22 protein-coding genes and 1 tRNA gene are annotated in these 16,954 nt (G+C 71.3%); 3 read left to right on the top strand and 20 right to left on the bottom strand.

All coding sequences use genetic code 11. The features are described 5' to 3' along the window. Positions 1-56: 56 nt before the first annotated feature. The 18 genes from FY030_RS07580 to FY030_RS07495 all read right to left on the bottom strand — a co-directional run bounded on the left by FY030_RS07580 (position 57) and on the right by FY030_RS07495 (position 13,706). A complete protein-coding gene (locus FY030_RS07580; protein WP_158060984.1) occupies positions 57-539 on the bottom strand; it encodes a bifunctional nuclease family protein in 483 nt (160 codons plus the stop codon). Positions 540-689: 150 nt separating this feature from the next. Continuing rightward, a complete protein-coding gene (gene ftsR / locus FY030_RS07575; RefSeq protein WP_158060983.1) occupies positions 690-1,481 on the bottom strand; it encodes a transcriptional regulator FtsR in 792 nt (263 codons plus the stop codon). Next, positions 1,478-1,933 carry an FHA domain-containing protein gene (locus FY030_RS07570; protein ID WP_158060982.1) on the bottom strand — a complete coding sequence of 152 codons (456 nt, stop codon included), beginning with the start codon at positions 1,931-1,933 and terminating at the stop codon, positions 1,478-1,480. Before FY030_RS07570 ends, ftsR begins: the two co-directional genes overlap by 4 nt. Before the next feature lie 112 nt (positions 1,934-2,045). Further along, a complete protein-coding gene (gene gcvH / locus FY030_RS07565; RefSeq protein WP_158060981.1) occupies positions 2,046-2,435 on the bottom strand; it encodes a glycine cleavage system protein GcvH in 390 nt (129 codons plus the stop codon). Between the two features lie 97 nt (positions 2,436-2,532). Continuing rightward, entirely contained in the window at positions 2,533-3,324 is a 792-nt protein-coding gene (locus tag FY030_RS07560) for a DUF881 domain-containing protein (protein ID WP_158060980.1), read from the bottom strand. Beyond that, entirely contained in the window at positions 3,324-3,656 is a 333-nt protein-coding gene (locus tag FY030_RS07555; protein ID WP_158060979.1) for a small basic family protein, read from the bottom strand. Before FY030_RS07555 ends, FY030_RS07560 begins: the two co-directional genes overlap by 1 nt. Next, positions 3,653-4,636, bottom strand: a complete 984-nt coding sequence (locus FY030_RS07550) for a DUF881 domain-containing protein (protein ID WP_158060978.1) — start codon at positions 4,634-4,636, stop codon at positions 3,653-3,655. Before FY030_RS07550 ends, FY030_RS07555 begins: the two co-directional genes overlap by 4 nt. Continuing rightward, on the bottom strand, positions 4,633-5,265 hold the full coding sequence (locus tag FY030_RS07545) for a CDP-alcohol phosphatidyltransferase family protein (protein WP_158060977.1): 633 nt from the start codon (positions 5,263-5,265) through the stop codon (positions 4,633-4,635). The genes FY030_RS07550 and FY030_RS07545 overlap by 4 nt, the downstream gene beginning before the upstream one ends. A 122-nt stretch (positions 5,266-5,387) precedes the next feature. Further along, a tRNA-Pro gene (locus FY030_RS07540) sits at positions 5,388-5,461 on the bottom strand. 56 nt (positions 5,462-5,517) lie between these two features. Beyond that, complete coding sequence (gene der / locus FY030_RS07535; RefSeq protein WP_158060976.1) at positions 5,518-7,053, bottom strand: ribosome biogenesis GTPase Der; 1,536 nt, start codon at positions 7,051-7,053, stop codon at positions 5,518-5,520. Between the two features lie 4 nt (positions 7,054-7,057). Continuing rightward, a complete protein-coding gene (locus FY030_RS07530) occupies positions 7,058-7,540 on the bottom strand; it encodes a SufE family protein (protein WP_158060975.1) in 483 nt (160 codons plus the stop codon). Between the two features lie 2 nt (positions 7,541-7,542). Then, on the bottom strand, positions 7,543-8,412 hold the full coding sequence (locus FY030_RS07525; protein WP_158060974.1) for a sulfurtransferase: 870 nt from the start codon (positions 8,410-8,412) through the stop codon (positions 7,543-7,545). Then, positions 8,409-9,164: a (d)CMP kinase gene (cmk, locus tag FY030_RS07520; RefSeq protein ID WP_158060973.1), complete on the bottom strand. Its 756-nt coding sequence runs from the start codon at positions 9,162-9,164 to the stop codon at positions 8,409-8,411. Before cmk ends, FY030_RS07525 begins: the two co-directional genes overlap by 4 nt. 38 nt (positions 9,165-9,202) lie before the next feature. After that, positions 9,203-10,105 carry a pseudouridine synthase gene (locus tag FY030_RS07515; protein ID WP_158060972.1) on the bottom strand — a complete coding sequence of 301 codons (903 nt, stop codon included), beginning with the start codon at positions 10,103-10,105 and terminating at the stop codon, positions 9,203-9,205. Then, a complete protein-coding gene (gene scpB / locus FY030_RS07510; protein ID WP_420371878.1) occupies positions 10,102-10,728 on the bottom strand; it encodes an SMC-Scp complex subunit ScpB in 627 nt (208 codons plus the stop codon). Before scpB ends, FY030_RS07515 begins: the two co-directional genes overlap by 4 nt. Next, positions 10,712-11,668, bottom strand: a complete 957-nt coding sequence (locus tag FY030_RS07505; protein ID WP_158060971.1) for a segregation and condensation protein A — start codon at positions 11,666-11,668, stop codon at positions 10,712-10,714. The genes scpB and FY030_RS07505 overlap by 17 nt, the downstream gene beginning before the upstream one ends. An 8-nt stretch (positions 11,669-11,676) precedes the next feature. Then, positions 11,677-12,573: a ParA family protein gene (locus FY030_RS07500; protein WP_158060970.1), complete on the bottom strand. Its 897-nt coding sequence runs from the start codon at positions 12,571-12,573 to the stop codon at positions 11,677-11,679. A 116-nt stretch (positions 12,574-12,689) separates the two neighbouring features. Next, a complete protein-coding gene (locus FY030_RS07495; protein ID WP_420371877.1) occupies positions 12,690-13,706 on the bottom strand; it encodes a site-specific tyrosine recombinase XerD in 1,017 nt (338 codons plus the stop codon). A gap of 130 nt (positions 13,707-13,836) precedes the next feature. Between FY030_RS07495 and FY030_RS07490 the strand changes: the two genes are divergently transcribed. The 3 genes from FY030_RS07490 (at position 13,837) to FY030_RS07485 (ending at position 15,555) form a co-directional block, all read left to right on the top strand. Then, positions 13,837-14,475: a hypothetical protein gene (locus FY030_RS07490; RefSeq protein ID WP_158060968.1), complete on the top strand. Its 639-nt coding sequence runs from the start codon at positions 13,837-13,839 to the stop codon at positions 14,473-14,475. A 26-nt stretch (positions 14,476-14,501) separates the two neighbouring features. After that, positions 14,502-14,654 carry a hypothetical protein gene (locus FY030_RS16350; RefSeq protein ID WP_192498766.1) on the top strand — a complete coding sequence of 51 codons (153 nt, stop codon included), beginning with the start codon at positions 14,502-14,504 and terminating at the stop codon, positions 14,652-14,654. Between the two features lie 73 nt (positions 14,655-14,727). Then, positions 14,728-15,555 (top strand): MBL fold metallo-hydrolase, encoded by an 828-nt coding sequence (locus FY030_RS07485; RefSeq protein WP_158060967.1) that lies wholly within the window; start codon positions 14,728-14,730, stop codon positions 15,553-15,555. A gap of 28 nt (positions 15,556-15,583) precedes the next feature. Here FY030_RS07485 and FY030_RS07480 read toward each other — a convergent pair whose 3' ends face one another. Continuing rightward, entirely contained in the window at positions 15,584-16,615 is a 1,032-nt protein-coding gene (locus FY030_RS07480; protein WP_158060966.1) for a Clp protease N-terminal domain-containing protein, read from the bottom strand. Next, positions 16,612-16,869, bottom strand: coding sequence for a hypothetical protein (locus tag FY030_RS07475; protein ID WP_158060965.1), 258 nt, complete (start codon positions 16,867-16,869; stop codon positions 16,612-16,614). The genes FY030_RS07480 and FY030_RS07475 overlap by 4 nt, the downstream gene beginning before the upstream one ends. Positions 16,870-16,954 lie beyond the last annotated feature (85 nt).

Below are 16,954 nucleotides of genomic sequence, written 5' to 3'. Positions count from 1 at the left end.
CCGCACAGCCTTGACCGTAAGGTGCGGGCGGGTCGGGGTCAACGACGCCACGCCGGTCACTCCTCGAAGTCCTCGGCCGAGACGTTGTCGAGGAAGGCGCGGAAGCGTTCGACCTCGTCCTCCTCCTCGACGGCCATCGTGACTCCCACCTCGTCCAGCAGCTCCTCCGGGGCCAGGATTGGCGTCGCCGCGCGCAGCGCCAGGGCGATCGCGTCCGAGGGGCGGGCGGAGAGCACAGTGCCACCGTCGAAGAAGAGGTCGGCGTAGAAGATCCCGCCCGAGCTGGCCCCGTCGCGCTCCAGCTTGGTGATGTGCACCTTCTCCAGGCGCCGGCCCAGCGCCTCAATCATCGACACCATGAGGTCGTGGGTGAGGGGCCGTGGCGGCTCCACACCCTGCTGGGCGTAGGCGATCGCGGTGGCTTCCGGGGCTCCGATCCAGATGGGGACATAACGCTGCCCGTCCCGCTCGCGCAGCAGCACGATCGGGCTGTTGGTCGGCATCTCGACCCGGACCCCTAGGACGTCGAGCTCTTTCACCCTGACGAGGTTACCCCTGTCCGCGCCGCGCGTCCGTGCCGGCGCCCTCGGCGCGCCCGGGCACCACCGGCCGCAGGGCATCTCGGCGGGTGATCGGACAGCGGCGTCGGGCAGACCTTGGGACCACATGGCACCCGGTCACGCCTCGGGTCAGCGGCTCTGGGACAGACCAGCACGCACCAGCGCCACGTGCAGCGCCAGCGAGTGGGCCAACAGCTCGGCCTCGACGTCGGCGGGGTCCGCACCCCGCCCCGTCCGGGCGTGCCGACGGCGCAGCGGCTCCAGGATCTGCTGCGTCAGGCCGACCTCACGGTCGGCGGCGACGCGGAACAGGCGTAGGTGGCGGGCCTCGAGGCCGTAGTCGGACAGGGCCGCGGCGGCGGTGGCCACGTCCAGGTCGTCGGCGTGGTGCCGACCCGTGGCGTCGAGGCGCAGCAGGCCGAAGGCCTTGAGCTGGGCATAGGTCCCCTGGTCCAGACCGGTGCGCTCGCGCAGCTCCAGGGGGGTCAGCCGGATGGACCGCCGCCGCCGCAGGGCGGCGGCGCTGAGGTCGCCCAGGCTGGCCCCCTGATCAGGGGAAGCCTCGGCCGGGGGGGCCGCGACGGGGGTCCCCTCATCGGCAGCCGCCTCGGACGGCGTGGTCAGACCGGGCACGTCGAGGCCGCGGTCCAGCCGGTCCAGGGCGTCCTTGATCACCTTGTGCGGCCAGAACCGGTCCCGCTGGGCGGTGAGGATGAACCGCAGGCGGGCGATGTCTGCTCGGGTGAACAGTCGGTAGCCGGAGGCCCGTCGCTCCGGGCTGATCAGCCCCTCGGTCTCCAGGTAGCGGATCTTGGACTGGGACAGGTCGGGGAAGTCCTCATGCAGCTCGCGCAGGACGGCGCCGATAGAGACCCCGTCGGTGCTGCGGCCGGGCTGCTCGGCGCCAGCGGCCGAGCTCACGACCGGCCGCGGTAGTAGACCAGCCGGAACTTGCCGATCTGGACCTCGTCGCCCTGCGAGAGGACCTGCTCATCGATCCGCTGCCGATTGACGTAGGTGCCGTTCAGCGAGCCCACGTCCCGCACGGCATACCCCTGGTCGTGCTTGACGAAGATTGCGTGCCGCCGGGAGACGGTGACGTCGTCGAGAAAGATGTCGCTGTGGGGGTGCCGGCCCGAGGAGACCTCGTCGGCGTCGAGCAGGAAGCGGGCGCCGCTGTTGGGGCCGCGGAGCACGATGAGCAGGGCGGTGCCGGGGCGAAGGGCGTCGACCGTGCGCTGGTCCTCGGGCGAGAGCCGGGGCAGCTCATCGTCGAAGGAGTAGTCGGCTGCCGGCAGTGCGCCACCGTGCGGCAGGCGGGCCGTCGACGGGTCACCGCCAACATCGTGGTGCTCGCGGTCGCGGTCGCTCACGTTCTGGCCTCCCTGGAAGTTGCTGACGGGTCAGATGTCGGGTGTAGACGTCGGGGACCGGCGACCATGGGTCGCCGGTCCCCACTGTAGATCACGGGGTAGTGGGGGCTGTTCAGTCCAGCTGGGCCTGGTAGCCCTCTGCGTCGAGGAGGGCCTGGAGCGCAGCCGGGTCCTCGATGCGCAGCTCGTACATCCAGCCCTCGCCGTAGCTGTCGCTGTTGATCAGCTCGGGGGTCGCGTCCAGGGCGTCGTTGACGGCGGTGACCTCCCCGGCCAGGGGCGCATAGATGTCGCTGACCGACTTGGTGGACTCCACCTCGCCGACCGAGTCGCCCACCGCCACCGTGTCACCGACCGTCGGGAGGGAGACGTAGACAACGTCGCCGAGCGCGTCCTGCGCGTAGGCGGTGATGCCGATGCGCACCACTGCGTCACCGTGGTCCTTGACCCACTCGTGGTCGCTGGTGTAGCGCAGGTCGTCGGGGTATTCCAGGGTGCTCATGGCTCTCCTCTGCTCGGACGGCGCGCGGCTCTGCGCGGTGGTGCTGAAGGTCTGAAGGTGCTGTGCTGAACTGGCGTGACGCGTGACCGACCCTAACCTACGGGGACTGCTCCGCGGGGACAGGTTGAGCGTAACGAGGTGGTCTGGCCTCGTGCAATGCCTCGACCTGGACGGTGGGGGCCTCGGTGACGCTGACCGTGGCCCCGGCCCCGCGCAGACTGTCGGTGAAGCCGCCGGGGATGGCCATCGCCCCAGCCAGAGTGTGCGAGTCGCCGATGGCCACGATCGTGTAGGGCGGCAGGATGAGCCGGTCATCGATGGTCAACCGGCCGTCGGCGTCGGCGCCGACCCAGCTGGAGGCGACCACCCGCACGCCGCCGATCTGGATCGCCTCGGCGCCGGCGTCGCGCAGTTCCTGGATGCCGTCCAGCAGCATCGTCTGGGTGACGACCGCACCCGGGTCCTGCACCTGGATGGTGATTCCCGGGCCTCGGACCGGCACCTGGCCGGCGAGGATCTGGTAGGACTCCAGGCGTTCCTGGGCGGCGCGGGTCGCAGCCTCGTCACCCTCACTGCCCTGCAGCCGGTCCCGGTCCGCCTCCAGAGTGCGGACCTCCTCCTGGAGGGACAGCACGCGGTTGGTCGTGTCGTCGAGCAGGGCGACCAGCTCGGTCTGACGCAGCTGGTCCAGCCCCGCCTCGTCGGTGACCCGCACCTGAGCGACCAGCCCCAGCCCCAGCAGCGCCAGCAGCAGTGCCGCGACCAGCCGTCCTCGACCAAGCCGCATGCCGCCCAGGTCGAGCAGCCGTCGACGCGCTTGCTCGACCGTGGGTGCGCCCGTGCGCCGCAGCCGACGGAAGCGGGCCGGCCGGGTGCCCTGCTCCTCCATCAGGCCCCCAGCAGGTGCCGTCGGATCGCCGCCACGTTGGAGAAGATGCGCAGGCCGAGCACGACGACCACGCCGGTGGACAGCTGGGCCCCGACACCCAGCTGGTTGCCCAGGAAGACAATGAGCGCGGCGACGACGACGTTGGACAGGATCGAGATGACGAAGACACGGTCGTTGAAGATGCCCTCCAGCGAGGCGCGGGTGGCTCCGAAGACGGCATCGAGGGCGGCGATGACGGCGATCGGCAGGTAGGGCTGCATCCACACCGGCACCTCCGGGCCGAGCACCAGCCCGAGCACGATCCCGACCACCAGTCCGAGCACGGGGATCATCTGTCCTCCTCGTCAAGGTCCGGTTCGGGGCTGGGTGCCGGCTCCCCCGGGGAGGGGTCGGCGGGCAGGTCGTTCGTGCCGACCGAGCTGACCCGGGTGGTGAGCCGCTCGGCGGCCCCGATGGTGAGCAGGTCGACCTGCTCGACCTCGGCCCGCAGGCCAAGGTGGTCGCGCAGCTCGCCGAGGTAGGCCCCGACCATTCCGGTGCTGGTCTCCTCCGTGAGGCGGGCGGGCTCACCGATCGCCAAGATCTCATAGGGCGGGGTGAGACCGCGGAAGTCGACGATGATCGCCTTGCCGGCGAAGCGGATGGCCGAGGTGCTGGTCATCCGGTGGCCGTTGACCGAGATCGCCTCGGCGCCGGCTGACCACAGGCCGTTGACCACCAGTTGGATGTCGCGGGAGTTGATCCGCTCGGGCTCAAGGACCTCCCCCGGGGAGACCTCGCGGGGCGCGGCGTCGCCTAACCGCACGATGACCCCAGGACCCTGCACGGCCATAGCTCCCGCCTCCAGGCCGGCGGCCGCGATCCGGCGGGCGGCCGAGGACTGCGGCTCACCCGGGCCGGCGCTGGCGGACTCGGGGTCCACCGCACGCTGCTCCAGGGCGCTGATGTCGGCCCGCAGCTGGTCCACCGTCTCCCGGTGCCCGTCACCGGCCGTCTGGGCCGCCTCGATCCGCTCCACCAGCTGGGTGCGGGTCTTAGCGGCCGCCTCGTCCTGGGCGCCCAGGGTGGTGGCCGCGGCGGTGACGAGCAGCCCGAGCAGGACGCTCACGGCGAGCATGAGCCAGGTGCGGGTGCCCGAGGACGGCGGCAGACCCTGTTCCACCCGATGGTCCGCGGCGGAGCGGTAGCCGGGCCCGACCGGGGGGTCCAGGACCTCCTCGAGCAGCGCCATCGAGGCGGCGGGGTCCCGCTCCGTCGCAGGTGGACCAGCAGACTCTTCACTGCGGGCGCGCGGGCGGTGGGGCCACGTCATACAGGCACCTCCTGCGCGCGGCGCTGCCGGACCATGTCGAGGACCTGCCAGGCGTAGACCAACCCGGCGACCCAGTAGAGGACGGTGCCCCACCAGGCCAGGGCCCACCCGGTGGCCAGGGCCAGGACCGTCCACCAGCCGTCGAGCTGGCCCAGCAGGATCAGCGGGAACCCGCCGAGCAGGTTGAAGGTGGCGGCCTTGCCGATGAAGCTGACCTCGGGGATCGGCAGCCGGCGACGGCGGACCACGGGGTACATCGACAAGATGAAGGCGTCCCGCGCGACCAGCACCGCGACCAGCCACCACGGGATGGCACCGACGGCGGCCAGGCCGAGCACGGTCGCGGCGATATAGAGCCGGTCGGCGATCGGGTCGAGGACCTGACCCAGCCGGCTGACCAGCCCGTAGTGCCGGGCGATCTTGCCGTCGGCGAAGTCGGAGAAGCCAGCGACCACCAGCAGAAGCGCGGCCCAGCCCAGCTCGCGCTCGACCAGCAGCCAGACGAAGACGGGCACGAGGACGAGCCGGACGAACGACAGCAGGTTGGGCAGCGTCCAGACCTGGTCGCTCACCGGCAGGACACGCTGCTGCGCCCCCGCAGCCTGCTCCTCCCCCGTGCCCGTACCCATGGGCGCAGTCTAGAAGATCCGCCCCGGCTTCCCTGAGAGGCCCGCGCGGCGATCCGGCCCCACGATGCAGGAAGCGGCACCCGTGATCGCTCACGTGGTGCCGCTGACCCGCTTCTTCTCGGTCGGGCTGACAGGATTTGAACCTGCGACCCCTTGACCCCCAGTCAAGTGCGCTACCAAACTGCGCCACAGCCCGAGGCCCGGTTGGGCAGGGTCAAAGATAACCCATGCCCGGGCCGGCCAACGAATCCCCTACCGCCGACCGCGACGCTCGCGGACCCGGACCGAGATCTCGATAGGGCTCCCCTCGAAGCCGAACTGCTCGCGCAATCGGCGCTCGAGGAACCTGCGGTAACCGGCCTCGATGAAGCCGGAGGCGAAGATGACGAACTTCGGGGGCCGGGTCGAGGCCTGGGTGGCGAACAGGATGCGCGGTTGCTTGCCGCTGCGCACCGGGTGGGGGTGCCCGGCGACGACCTCGCCCAGGAAGGCGTTCAGCCGCCCGGTGGGAATCCGTCGGTCCCAGGAGTCCAGCGCGGTCTCTAGGGCCGGCACCAGCTTGTGCACGGCCCGTCCGGTGGTGGCCGAGATGTTCACCCGCGGGGCCCAGGTGATCTGCACCAGCTCACGCTCGATCTCCCGCTCGAGGTAGTACTGCCGCTCCTCATCCATCATGTCCCACTTGTTGTAGCCCACGACCAGGGCGCGGCCGGAGTCCACCACCTGCTGGATCACGCGGATGTCCTGCTCCGCGATCGACTCGGAGACGTCGATGAGCACCACAGCGACCTCCGCCTTCTCCAGTGCGGCCTGGGTGCGCAGCGAGGCGTAGAAGTCGGCGCCGCGGGTCTGGTGGACCCGACGGCGGATGCCGGCGGTGTCGACGAACCGCCAGGTTTTCCCGCCCAGCTCGATCAACTCGTCGACCGGGTCCCGGGTCGTGCCCGCGACGTTGTCCACCACCACCCGCTCGGTGCCGGCGAGCTTGTTGAGCAGCGAGGACTTCCCCACGTTGGGCCGCCCGAGCAGAGCGACCCGGCGCGGTCCGCCACGCGGGTAGGCACCGATCACCGAGGACCTCTCCGGCAGCACGGCGAGCACCGCGTCAAGCACATCGCCCGAACCGCGCCCGTGCAGCGCTGAGACCGGCCACGGCTGCCCGAGCCCGAGGCTCCACAGCATGGCCGCCTCGGCCTCCTGCGCCTGGTTGTCCACCTTGTTCGCGGCCAGCACGACCGGCTTGCCGGAGCGGCGCAGCAGCCGGACCACCTGCTCGTCGGTGTCCGTGGCTCCGACGGTGGCGTCGACGACGAAGACCACCACGTCGGCCAGCTCGACGGCGACCTCGGCCTGCTCGGCGACCCGCAGATGGATCCCGGTAGCGTCGACCTCCCAGCCGCCGGTGTCGACGACGGTGAACCGGCGGCCGGACCACTCGGCGTCGTAGGCCACCCGGTCCCGGGTCACGCCGGGCACGTCCTCGACCACGGCCTCGCGGCGGCCCAGGACCCGGTTGACGAGGCTGGACTTGCCGACATTGGGCCGGCCGACGACGGCGACGACCGGGCGGGTCTCCTGCTCCTGCAGGTCCTCGAGCCCCAGCTCACCGCGCTCGACGAGCGCCAGGTCCTCCTCGGAAAGCTCGAACTCCCCCAGACCGGCCCGCAGGGCGGTCTCCAGGTTGTGGACGTCCTCGGCTGGGCCCGGCTCGTCTGCACCCGGCCCGTCCGGGTCTGGGCCAGCGGTCCATTCCACTGCGGTGTCGGGCGTGTGGTCCTCGGTGCTCATCGGCTCAGCTCTCCTGCCCTGCGCCCAGGTCCAAGGACTGCACCCGCAGCCGGACCTGACGCTTGATCCTGGCCAGCATGCCGACCATCCCGCGCATCCGCAGCGGGGAGACGGCCTCGGACAGGCCGAACCGGTAGGGCGCGTCGTCAGGGACGTCCAGCACCTCCTGGGCAGGCAGGCCGTCCAGGCCCTCGTGCAGGATCCCGGCGAAGCCTCGCGTCGTCGGCGCCTCCGGCGGAGCCTCGAAGAAGAGGTTGACCGTGCGCTCGGCATCCTGACCGACCTCAACCGCTAGGAACAGCGGCGACTGGCACTCATCGACGCGCTCCATGCTGTCCAGCTTGCCCGCGTAGCGTTCGGGGGGCTTGGGCAGCTCGCGGGAGAGCTCCAGCAGCAACTGCAGCCGCTCCTGCTGGGTCACTGCGTGGAAGTCCTCGGCCAGCTCGGCCAGGTTGGGCGGCAGGTCGTTCGACTCATGGGGCGGCATGCTCAGCGCTCCACCGGGGTGCCGACGGCGTTGCCCCACTCGGTCCAGCTGCCGTCGTAGTTGCGCACCTTCTCGAAGCCGAGCAGGTGGGTGAGCACGAACCAGGTGTGGCTGGAGCGCTCGCCGATGCGGCAGTAGGCCACCACGTCGTCGTCCGCGGACAGGCCCTGCTCCTGCAGGTAGATGGCCTCCAGCTCCGCACGGCTCTTGAAGGTGCCGTCCTCGTTGGCCGCCCTGCCCCACGGTACGGACCGGGCACCGGGGATGTGACCGCCGCGCATCGCGCCCTCCTGGGGGTAGTCCGGCATGTGCAGCAGGTCGCCGGAGAACTCCCCCGGGCTGCGCACGTCGACCATGGGCTGACCTAGGTGGGCCAGGACATCGTCCTTGAAAGCCCGCACCTGGGAGTCGTCGCGCTCCAGGACCGGGTAGTCCACCGGCGTCACCTGCGGCACCTCGGTGGTCAGCTCTCGGCCCTCGGCGACCCACTTGGCCCGGCCGCCGTCAAGCAGCCGTACGTCCTCGTGCCCAAAGAGGGTCATCACCCACAGTGCGTAGGCGGCCCACCAGTTGGACTTGTCGCCGTAGAGGAGCACGGTGGTCCCCCGGTCGATCCCGCGTTCCCCCATCACCTGGGCGAACCGCTCGCCGTCGATGTAGTCGCGGGTCAGCGGGTCGTTGAGGTCGGTGTGCCAGTCCAGCTTCAGACCGCCGGGGATGTGGCCGGTGTCGTAGAGGAGCACGTCCTCGTTGCACTCCAGCACCACCAGGTTGTCGTCCTCGAGGTGCTCGGCCAGCCACTCGGTCGTCACCAACCGCTCGGGGTGGGCGTAGGCGGCGATCTTCTCGGTCTGCTCGGTCTGCTGGGTCATCGGTCCTCCTGGGACTGGTCGGGCTGATGCGGGGTATGGGGTGTGCTCGGGTCGGCAGGGACTGTCTTGGCCTCGCCGCGGACAAGGGCGTGGACGGCGGAGATCACCTGCTCGAGGGTGAGGTCGGAGGTGTCGAGGGCGACCACGCCGTCGGCCGCCTCGAGGAAGGTGCTGACGGTGGAGTCGTCGGCGTCGCGGCGGACGACTTGGTCGCGGGTGGCGGCCAGTTGTTCGGCGCCGGCGGAGCCATGCACCTCCAGCGCGCGGCGGGCCAGGCGGGCCTCCTCGGAGGCGGTGATGAGGATGCGGTGCTCGGCGTCCGGCGCGACGACGGTGGTGATGTCGCGCCCCTCGACGACGATGCCGCCGCTCCGCTGCCGCTCCTGCTCGATGATCTCGCGCTGGCGGCGGCGCAGCTCGCCCCGCACATCCAAGTTGGTCGCGACCGCCGACACCTGGGCGCTGATCCGCGTCTGGCGGATCTCCTGGGTCACGTCGGTATCGTCCACACTGAGCGCCTGCTCGTCGGGGTCGGTGCTGATGCGCAGGGGCAGGTCCCGGGCCGCCTGGGCCACCAGGGCCTGGTCCTGCAGGTCTAGCTCTCGCTCCAGGGCCCACCAGGCCAGCGCGCGGTACATCGCTCCAGTGTCCAGGTAGGCCAACCCGAGGTCACGGGCCAGGGCCCGGGACACGGAGGACTTGCCAGAGCCGCTGGGCCCGTCGATGGCGACGGTGAGAGGGGACGCAGACACCCAACCAGCCTAACGGCTGCTGGTCGTGCCCCCGACGGTCACATCCCCGCGGCGCGGTAGAGCTGGGCGACCTCCTCGGCCGAGAGTGCGCGGTAGCGGCCGGGCCGCATCTCGCCGAGGAGCACTGGCCCGATTTGCACCCGGGACAGCGCCCGGACCGGGTAACCGACCTCGTCCAGCATGCGGCGCACGATGTGCTTACGACCCTCGTGCAGCACCACCTCCACGATCGAGTGACCGGGGATGTCGTCGACGACCTTGAAGGAGTCGACCCGGGCCAGGCCGTCCTCGAGCTGCACGCCCTCACGCAGCTGCTTGCCGACGCCGGGCCCGACGACGCCGTCGACCTGGGCGACGTAGGTCTTGGGCACCCCATAGGCGGGGTGCTGCAGCCGGTGCGACAGGTCGCCGTCGTTGGTGAGCAGCAGCAAGCCCTCGGTGTCCACGTCGAGACGGCCCACGTGGAAGAGCCGCTGGGAGAGATGGCCGACGTAGTCGGACAGGTCGGGCCGGCCCTCCTCGTCCTGCATGCTGGAGACGACGCCGGCGGGCTTGTTGAAGGCCAGGTAGATCTTGTCGGTGTCGACGACGACCCGGTCGCCGTCGACCCGGACGACCTGCCGGGCGGGGTCGACCCGGACGCCGAGCTCGGTCACGATCTGTTCGTCGACCTCGACCCGGCCGTCCTCGATCAGCTTCTCGCAGGCCCGGCGGGAGCCGAACCCGGCGCCGGCCAGCAGCTTCTGCAGCCGCACGCCGCCCGGGTCGTGCACGTCGTGGTCCGGGCGTGGCGGGTTGGCGCGGCGACGCCGGGTGGGCCGGCCCGCCGACCCGCCCGCACGCCGCGGGCCCGCCGTGCCGCCAGGCCCTGCGCGACCTGCGCGTCCTTGTCCGCCGGAGCCTCCACGGCCCTGTCCGCCGGACCTCTTGCTCTCACTCATGCCAGTCCTTCCGCAGCCAGCTCCTCGAGCACCTCTGCCGAGGGCAGATAGGGCGCGAGGGCCGGCAGGTCGTCCAACGAGTCCAGCCCCATGCGCTGGAGGAACAGATCGGTGGTGCCGTAGAGCACGGCGCCGGCGGTCGGGTCCTGCCCGACTTCGGTCACCATGCCGCGTGCCAGCAGGGTGCGCACGACACCGTCCACGTTGACCCCCCGGATGGCGCCGATCCGCGCTCGGCTGATCGGTTGCCGGTAGGCGATGACGGCCAAGGTCTCCAGGGCTGCCTGGGTCAGCCGGGCCTGCTGCCCACCGAGCAGGAACTGCTCGACGACGGGCGCATACTCCGGCCTGCTGTAGATGCGCCACCCCCCGCCGAGCCGGCGCAGCATGAAGCCCCGCTGCTGATCGGCATACTCCTGGGCCAGCTCGTCCAGGACCGCACCCACGTGCTCCAGCGGCAGCTCCAGCGCGCTGGCCAGGGTCTCCTCGGTCACCGGCTCGTCGACGACCATGAGCACCGCCTCGATCGCGGCGCGGGCACCGCCCGGGAGGTTGGTGGCGTCCAGCGCGCCCTGCTGCGCCTCCTGGCCCGCGTCGCTGCGCACATCAGTCTCGTTGCTCACGCTCACCGGTCACCTCCTGCACCCCATCCTCCGGTATGCGGTCCCCCTCGTCGAACTCGTCGCTGACTTCGACGGCGACGTCCTCGGACTGCGGGCCGGTCCAGCGCACGGTGAGCTCCCCCAGCGCCTCGGCCTGGTCCAGTGCCACAACGGTGTCGCGGAAGAGCTCCAGCAGGGCCAGGAAGCGGGCCACGACCACCAGGGTGGACTCGGCGTCAGCCACCAGCTCGCGAAAGCTCACCGAGCCGGCGGCGCGCAGCCGGCCGACCACGATCGCGGCCTGCTCACGCACGGAGACCTGCGGGGCGTGCAGGTGGGACACCCCGACGGTCGGCGGGGGCTTGGGGATCATCGCCCGCCCCGCGATCATGGCCAGCTGCTCGGGGGTGATGCCCAGGACGATCTCCGGCAGGAGGGAGGCGAACCGCTCCTCCACGCCGACGTCGCGGGCAAAGATTCGCCCGGCCCCCTCCATCCGCAGCTTCATCTCGTCGGCGACCTGCTTGAAGGCGCGGTACTGCAGCAGCCGGGCGAAGAGCAGGTCCCGGGCCTCGATGAGCGCCAGGTCCTCCTCATCGTCCTCCCGGGCGTTGGGCAGCAGTCGGGCGGCCTTGAGGTCGAGCAGGGTCGCGGCGATGAGGACGAACTCGCTGGCCTGGGACAGGTCCCAGTCCTGCTTCGCCTGCTGGGCCGCACGCAGGTGCGCGATGAACTCGTCAGTGACCTTCGCCAGGGCGATCTCGGTCACGTCGAGCTTGTGCTTGGCGATGAGCCCGAGCAGCAGCTCGAAGGGCCCGGAGAAGACGTCGAGGTGCACCTCGAAGGACCCGCGGCGGCCGGTCAGGACACCGCCAGGGGTCGCCCCCTCCACCGGGGCCGCCCCGTCTACCGGGTCCCCCGCAGCGGCCGGGGTCGCCTCGTCCACCGGGGCGGACGGCATACCCATCCTCAGGGGGCGCCGCCGCGCGAGATGAGCTCACGGGCGAGCTGGCGGTAGGCCTCAGCGCCGGAGTGGGTGCTGGCGTAGGAGGTGATGGGCTCGGCCGCCAGGGTGGCGTCGGGGAACTTCACGGTCCGGCTGATCACGGTGTGGAAGACGGTGTCCTGGAAGTGGTCGACCACGCTGCGCACGACCTCGCGCGAGTGCAGGGTGCGGCCGTCGTACATGGTCGCCAGGATCCCGTCGACGTGCAGACGGGGGTTGAGCCGGTCGGTGATCTTCTCGATCGTCTCGATGAGCAGCGCCACGCCGCGCATGGCGAAGAACTCGGTCTCCAGCGGGATGATCACGCCGTGCGCGGCGGTGAGCGCGTTGACGGTCAGCAGGCCCAGGGAGGGCTGGCAGTCGATGAGGACGACGTCGTAGTCGTCGAGCACCGGCCGCAGCACGCGGGCCAGGATCTGCTCGCGGGCGACCTCACCGACGAGCTGGACCTCGGCCGCCGACAGGTCGATGTTGGTGGGCAGGACGTCGATGCCGGGGGTGCGGGTGGTCTGGATGACGTCGCGCACGTCGTGCCCGTGCTCGACGAGCAGGTTGTAGACCGTGACCTCCAGGTCGTGGGTGCGCACCCCCATCCCCACCGACAGCGCGCCCTGGGGGTCGAAGTCGACCATGAGCACCTTGCGCCCGTACTCCGCCAGCGCCGCGCCCAGGTTGATGGTCGTCGTCGTCTTGCCGACGCCGCCCTTCTGGTTGCACATCGCGATGATGCGCGCCGGGCCATGTGTGGCAAGCGGCCCGGGCACCGGGAAGTCGGGCAGCGGCCGGCCGGTGGGGCCGGTCTGGCCCACCCCGGTGGACTCGGTGCCGGGCAGGCGGTCGTAGGCGTGTGCCTCGCTCACGTGTTCTCTCCAGCCTCGCTCGTCGTGGTCGGCGTCCCGCCGATCGCGTGTCGAAACAGTATCCCGTGCGAGCGGTCACCACCATGCCCCTGCACCTCGACCTGAGGTTGAAGGTCTCAGGCCCGGGCCCGGGGGTGGGCCTGCGCGTAGACCTCCCGCAGGTGCTGGGTCGAGACATGGGTGTAGATCTGCGTGGTCGTCACCGAGGCATGGCCCAGCAGCTCCTGCACGACCCGGACGTCGGCACCCCCGTCCAGCAGGTGGGTGGCGAAGGAGTGTCGGAGGGTATGCGGTGACACCTTCGTCCGCAGGTCCGCCCTGGCGGCGGCGGCCTTGATCGCGTTCCAGGCCGATTGGCGCGACAGCCGGCCACCACGGGCGTTGACGAAGACGGCCGGGGTGCCGGTCCCCGCCCGCGCCATCCCCGGACGCCCGCGGACCACCCAGGTGTCAAGGGCCTGTCGGGCGTACCGGCCGAGCGGGACGATCCGCTCCTTGCTGCCCTTGCCGAACAGGTGGACCACTCCCCCGGTGCCGTCCTCCTCGCGTCCCAGCTCCAGGTCGTCCAGGTCGAGGGCGACCGCCTCGCTGACCCGGGCGCCGGAGCCATAGAGCAGCTCCAGCAGTGCCCGGTCCCGCAGCGCGGCCGGGGTGTCGCCCACCGCGGCAGCCTGCAGGAGCCGCTCGACGTCGTACACCGAGAGCACGGACGGCAGCCGTCTCGGGGGCGTGGGGGGCGTGACCTCCTGGGCGGGGTCGGCCGGGCTGTCCCCCTCGATGGCCAGGAAACGGTGCAGCCCCCGCACGGCGACCACGGCTCGCGCGGCCGAGGTCGCCGCCAGCGGAGGATGCTCTTCGCCGCCGGCACGCAGATGGGCCAGGAACCCGGTGACGTGCTCCTCCCGGACGTCCTCAGGCCGGGTGACACCGAGCCCGGCCAGGTAGCTCAGATAACGGTCGGCGTCCCGGCGGTAGGCCCGCAGGGTGTGGTCGCTGCGGCCACGCTCCACCCGCAGGTGGTCCAGCCAGCCGGCGACTGCACGGGCGATCGGGCTGCGCGCCGGCGTGGACCACGCGCCCTCCTCGCCTACTGTGGCGGCGTCCGGCACCTTCTCGGAGGGGTGACTGCTCACCGGGGCGACAGGATCACAAGGGCGGACCGCATACCTCACCTTAGCCATGGGGTCACCGGCCGAGATCCCGCGCTGGGCTGGCCCGACTGTCTCGCGGTGAGTCAGCTCGCGGTGAGTCAGACTGTCGGACATGCGCCTGTACGCCACCTCCCCGCTGCGCCGCACCCTGCAGATCAGCGCCGATCTCGGTGTCCTCGCCTGGGTCCTGGCCTGGGTGGCCATCGGCCGCTGGGTGCACGCCCTGGTGATGACCCTGGCCAGCCCCGCCGCCCCGTTGCGCTCGGCAGGCACCTCGTTCAGCGAGCGGATGACCGATATCGCGGGGCAGGTGGTGCGCATCCCGATGGTCGGGGAGGACCTGGACGGGCCGTTCACCGGTGCGGCCGGGGTCGGTGGGGACCTGGTCCGGGCCGGTGACGCGCTCGAGGGCGCGGTGCGCACGGTGGCCTTAGTGGTCGCGCTGCTCTCGGCCGGCACCCCGATCCTGCTCGTCGCGCTGGTGTGGGGGCTGGCCCGCTGGCTCTGGATGCGCCGCGCCGCCTCGCTGGGCAGCGAGCTGGACGACCCGGAGTCCCAGCAGCTGCTCGCCCTGCGCGCCTTGGTCCGCCAGCACCCCCGGCGTCTGCAACAGCTCTACCCCGATCCCGTGGCCGCCTACCGCAGCGGCGACCCACTGGTGTGGCGTGCGCTCGCCGACCTCGAACTGGCCGAGCACGGCCTACGCTCCCGGTCTCCCCACCCGTCCTCGGCCCCCTCGGTAGGCAGCTGACCGGCCCGGATGACAGGATGAAGAGTATGAAGACGCTCATCATCATCCTGCTCGTCCTGTGGCTGGGCTTCTCGCTCGTGGGGATCCTCGTCGAAGGGCTGCTGTGGCTGCTATGGATCGGCATCCTGCTCTTCGTGGCCACCGCAGCGTGGGGCCTCATCGCCGGTCGTAAGGGCTAGGCCGGGAGAGGACGAAGGGCCCGAGAAGGGACGGGAGACGGCCTGGGGCGGTCGTTGTCACTAACCTGGGTTGATGGCGACGAACGGCTGGACCCTGTGCGCGACCTGTGGTGTGGAGAACGACACAGGGGAGCAGGACTGCATGATCTGCGCCGACGAGCGCCAGTACGTCCCCGCCAGCGGCCAGCGCTGGAGCACCCTGGTCGAGCGCAGCGCACAGGGCTGCCGGATCGAGGTCATCGAGCGCGAGCCGGGTTGTTGGGCACTGCGGGCTAGCCCGAAGGTCGACATCGGACAGAGCGCACTCCTGGTCTGCACCCAGGCCGGCAACCTGCTCTGGGACGTGCCGGGCTTCCTTGACGCTGAGGCCGTGGACGCCGTCAGGGACCTGGGTGGCGTCGCGGCCGTCATGGCCAGCCACCCACACATGTACGGCTGCCAGCTGGAGTGGGGACGGGCTTTCGGCGCTCCCGTGTATGTCGCCGAGACGGACCGTGAGTGGGTGCGCCGCTGGGGAGAGCCCGGGGAGATCGTCACCTGGTCCGAACCCTTCGACGTCCTGCCCGGCATCCGGGCCTTACAGCCGGGAGGGCACTTCCCGGGCAGCGCCGTCGCGCTCTGGGAGGCCGGCGCGGACGGGCGCGGCGTGCTGCTGTCCGGGGACACCTGTGGCGCTGTCCCGGATCAAGGCTGGGTGACGTTCATGCGGTCCTACCCCAACGCCATACCCCTGTCTGCTGCCGTCGTCACCCGCGTGGCGGGGACGATCGCCGAGCTCGACTTCGACCGGCTCTACGACAACTTCGGCCGCCAGGTGGCCGCGGACGCCCGGGCCGTGGTCCTCCGGTCCGCGCAGCGGTATGCCGAGTGGGTGCGCGGCGACCACGACCACCTCACGTGACCCGGGTCAGAGGGCGGGTCAGGCGGGGTCAGGCCCTCGACGAGGCGCCGTCGGCGTCTTCCAGGACCAGGCCCAGCTGGTAGAGGGCGTTGCGGCTGGCGATGGCCTGGGCCGCAGGGATGACGGGACGAAGGACGGCCTGCGTCCGGCCGTGGCGCACCGTCCCGAGCACCAGGTCGACCCGGGTCCCACCGTCGGCCGGGATCACGGTCAGATGAACCCACTGCCCCGGTCCTGACCTCTCGCGGCCCCACGGGCGCCGGCGGGTTCTCACCCAATGCTCCTGCCACAGGGCGTGCCCCGGCGTCGACCCGTCCGGGGGCTCGGCCGCCAGCAGCCGCCGCTGGTAACTGCCCCGACGAGCCCCGGACCGGCCTCTGCTGAGCTCACCGCGCAGCTCACCGGGGCCGGCCACCTGGGTCGAACCGTCGGACAGGAGCCAGGCCCGGGCACCCGCCGCGGTGGACACCTGCTCCCAGGCCTGAGGCCAGGGCACCGCGTAGAACCGGGTGCGCCGGCGGCGGATCCCAGGCCGCCCGTCGATGAGGTGGCTGTCCGGCAGGGTGGCCATGTCCACGGTGCCGGCGGCCCTGGGCTGGGATCGCGACCTCTCCAGCAGCTCGACGACGTCGAGGCGCACCGCTGCCACGTCGGCACCCTGCCGCTCCAGGAGGTGCGTGGCCGTGCCGTCGGGCAGGTCCAACGTGGCCAGCAGGACGCCTGGCACCGTGCGCCCTTCGGACAGCAGCTGCTGGGCCCGGCCAGAGGTTTCAAGAGCACCGACGGCCTGGTGGTGCAGGTCCGTGACCGGTCGCCGTTCACTGAGGGAGGTCTCGCCCAGGTCAACCCCCAGACTGGCCAGCTGGTCCCGGACGACGGCGTCCACGTGCTGGCGGGTGCCCTCCCGGGTCACGCCGTGCCGGCCCAGGATCTCGGCGACGTCCCCGTCGTCCATCGTCGCCAGCAGCACGTGCTCCACGTCGATCTCCCGGTGGCCGAGCAGCGCACACTCCTGCCACGCCGCTTGCGAAAGAGTCAAGATCGTGCCGAACCTGCTCATGCCTTGCTCCTTCCCCTGACCAGTTCGGGGCGCACCCGGGACCGGTACTTCTTATGGACCGCCTGCCGGGAGACCCCCAGGCACCCGGCAATGTCGGCCCAGGACATCCCCGTCTCCAGGGCAGCCTCCACCTGCCGCAACTCGATGGCCTCGGTGACCTGGCGCAGCCGCGCCACCGCACGGAGACCAGCCGCAGGATCGCTGATGTCACCTGCCTCCTGGGTGACTCCCCCCAGATCGACGCGCTCGGACATAGAGTCAACTTAGGTTGACAACACCTGGCTTGTCAACCTTAGTTGCACCATCCCACGCGAGCTGCCCGGTCAGGCCGGCCGCACG

Origin of the sequence: Ornithinimicrobium pratense (assembly GCF_008843165.1) — a bacterium.
Classification (GTDB): domain Bacteria; phylum Actinomycetota; class Actinomycetes; order Actinomycetales; family Dermatophilaceae; genus Ornithinicoccus; species Ornithinicoccus pratensis.
Note: the sequence above shows the minus strand (reverse complement) of the source record. Positions and strands in the feature narration are given on the sequence as shown.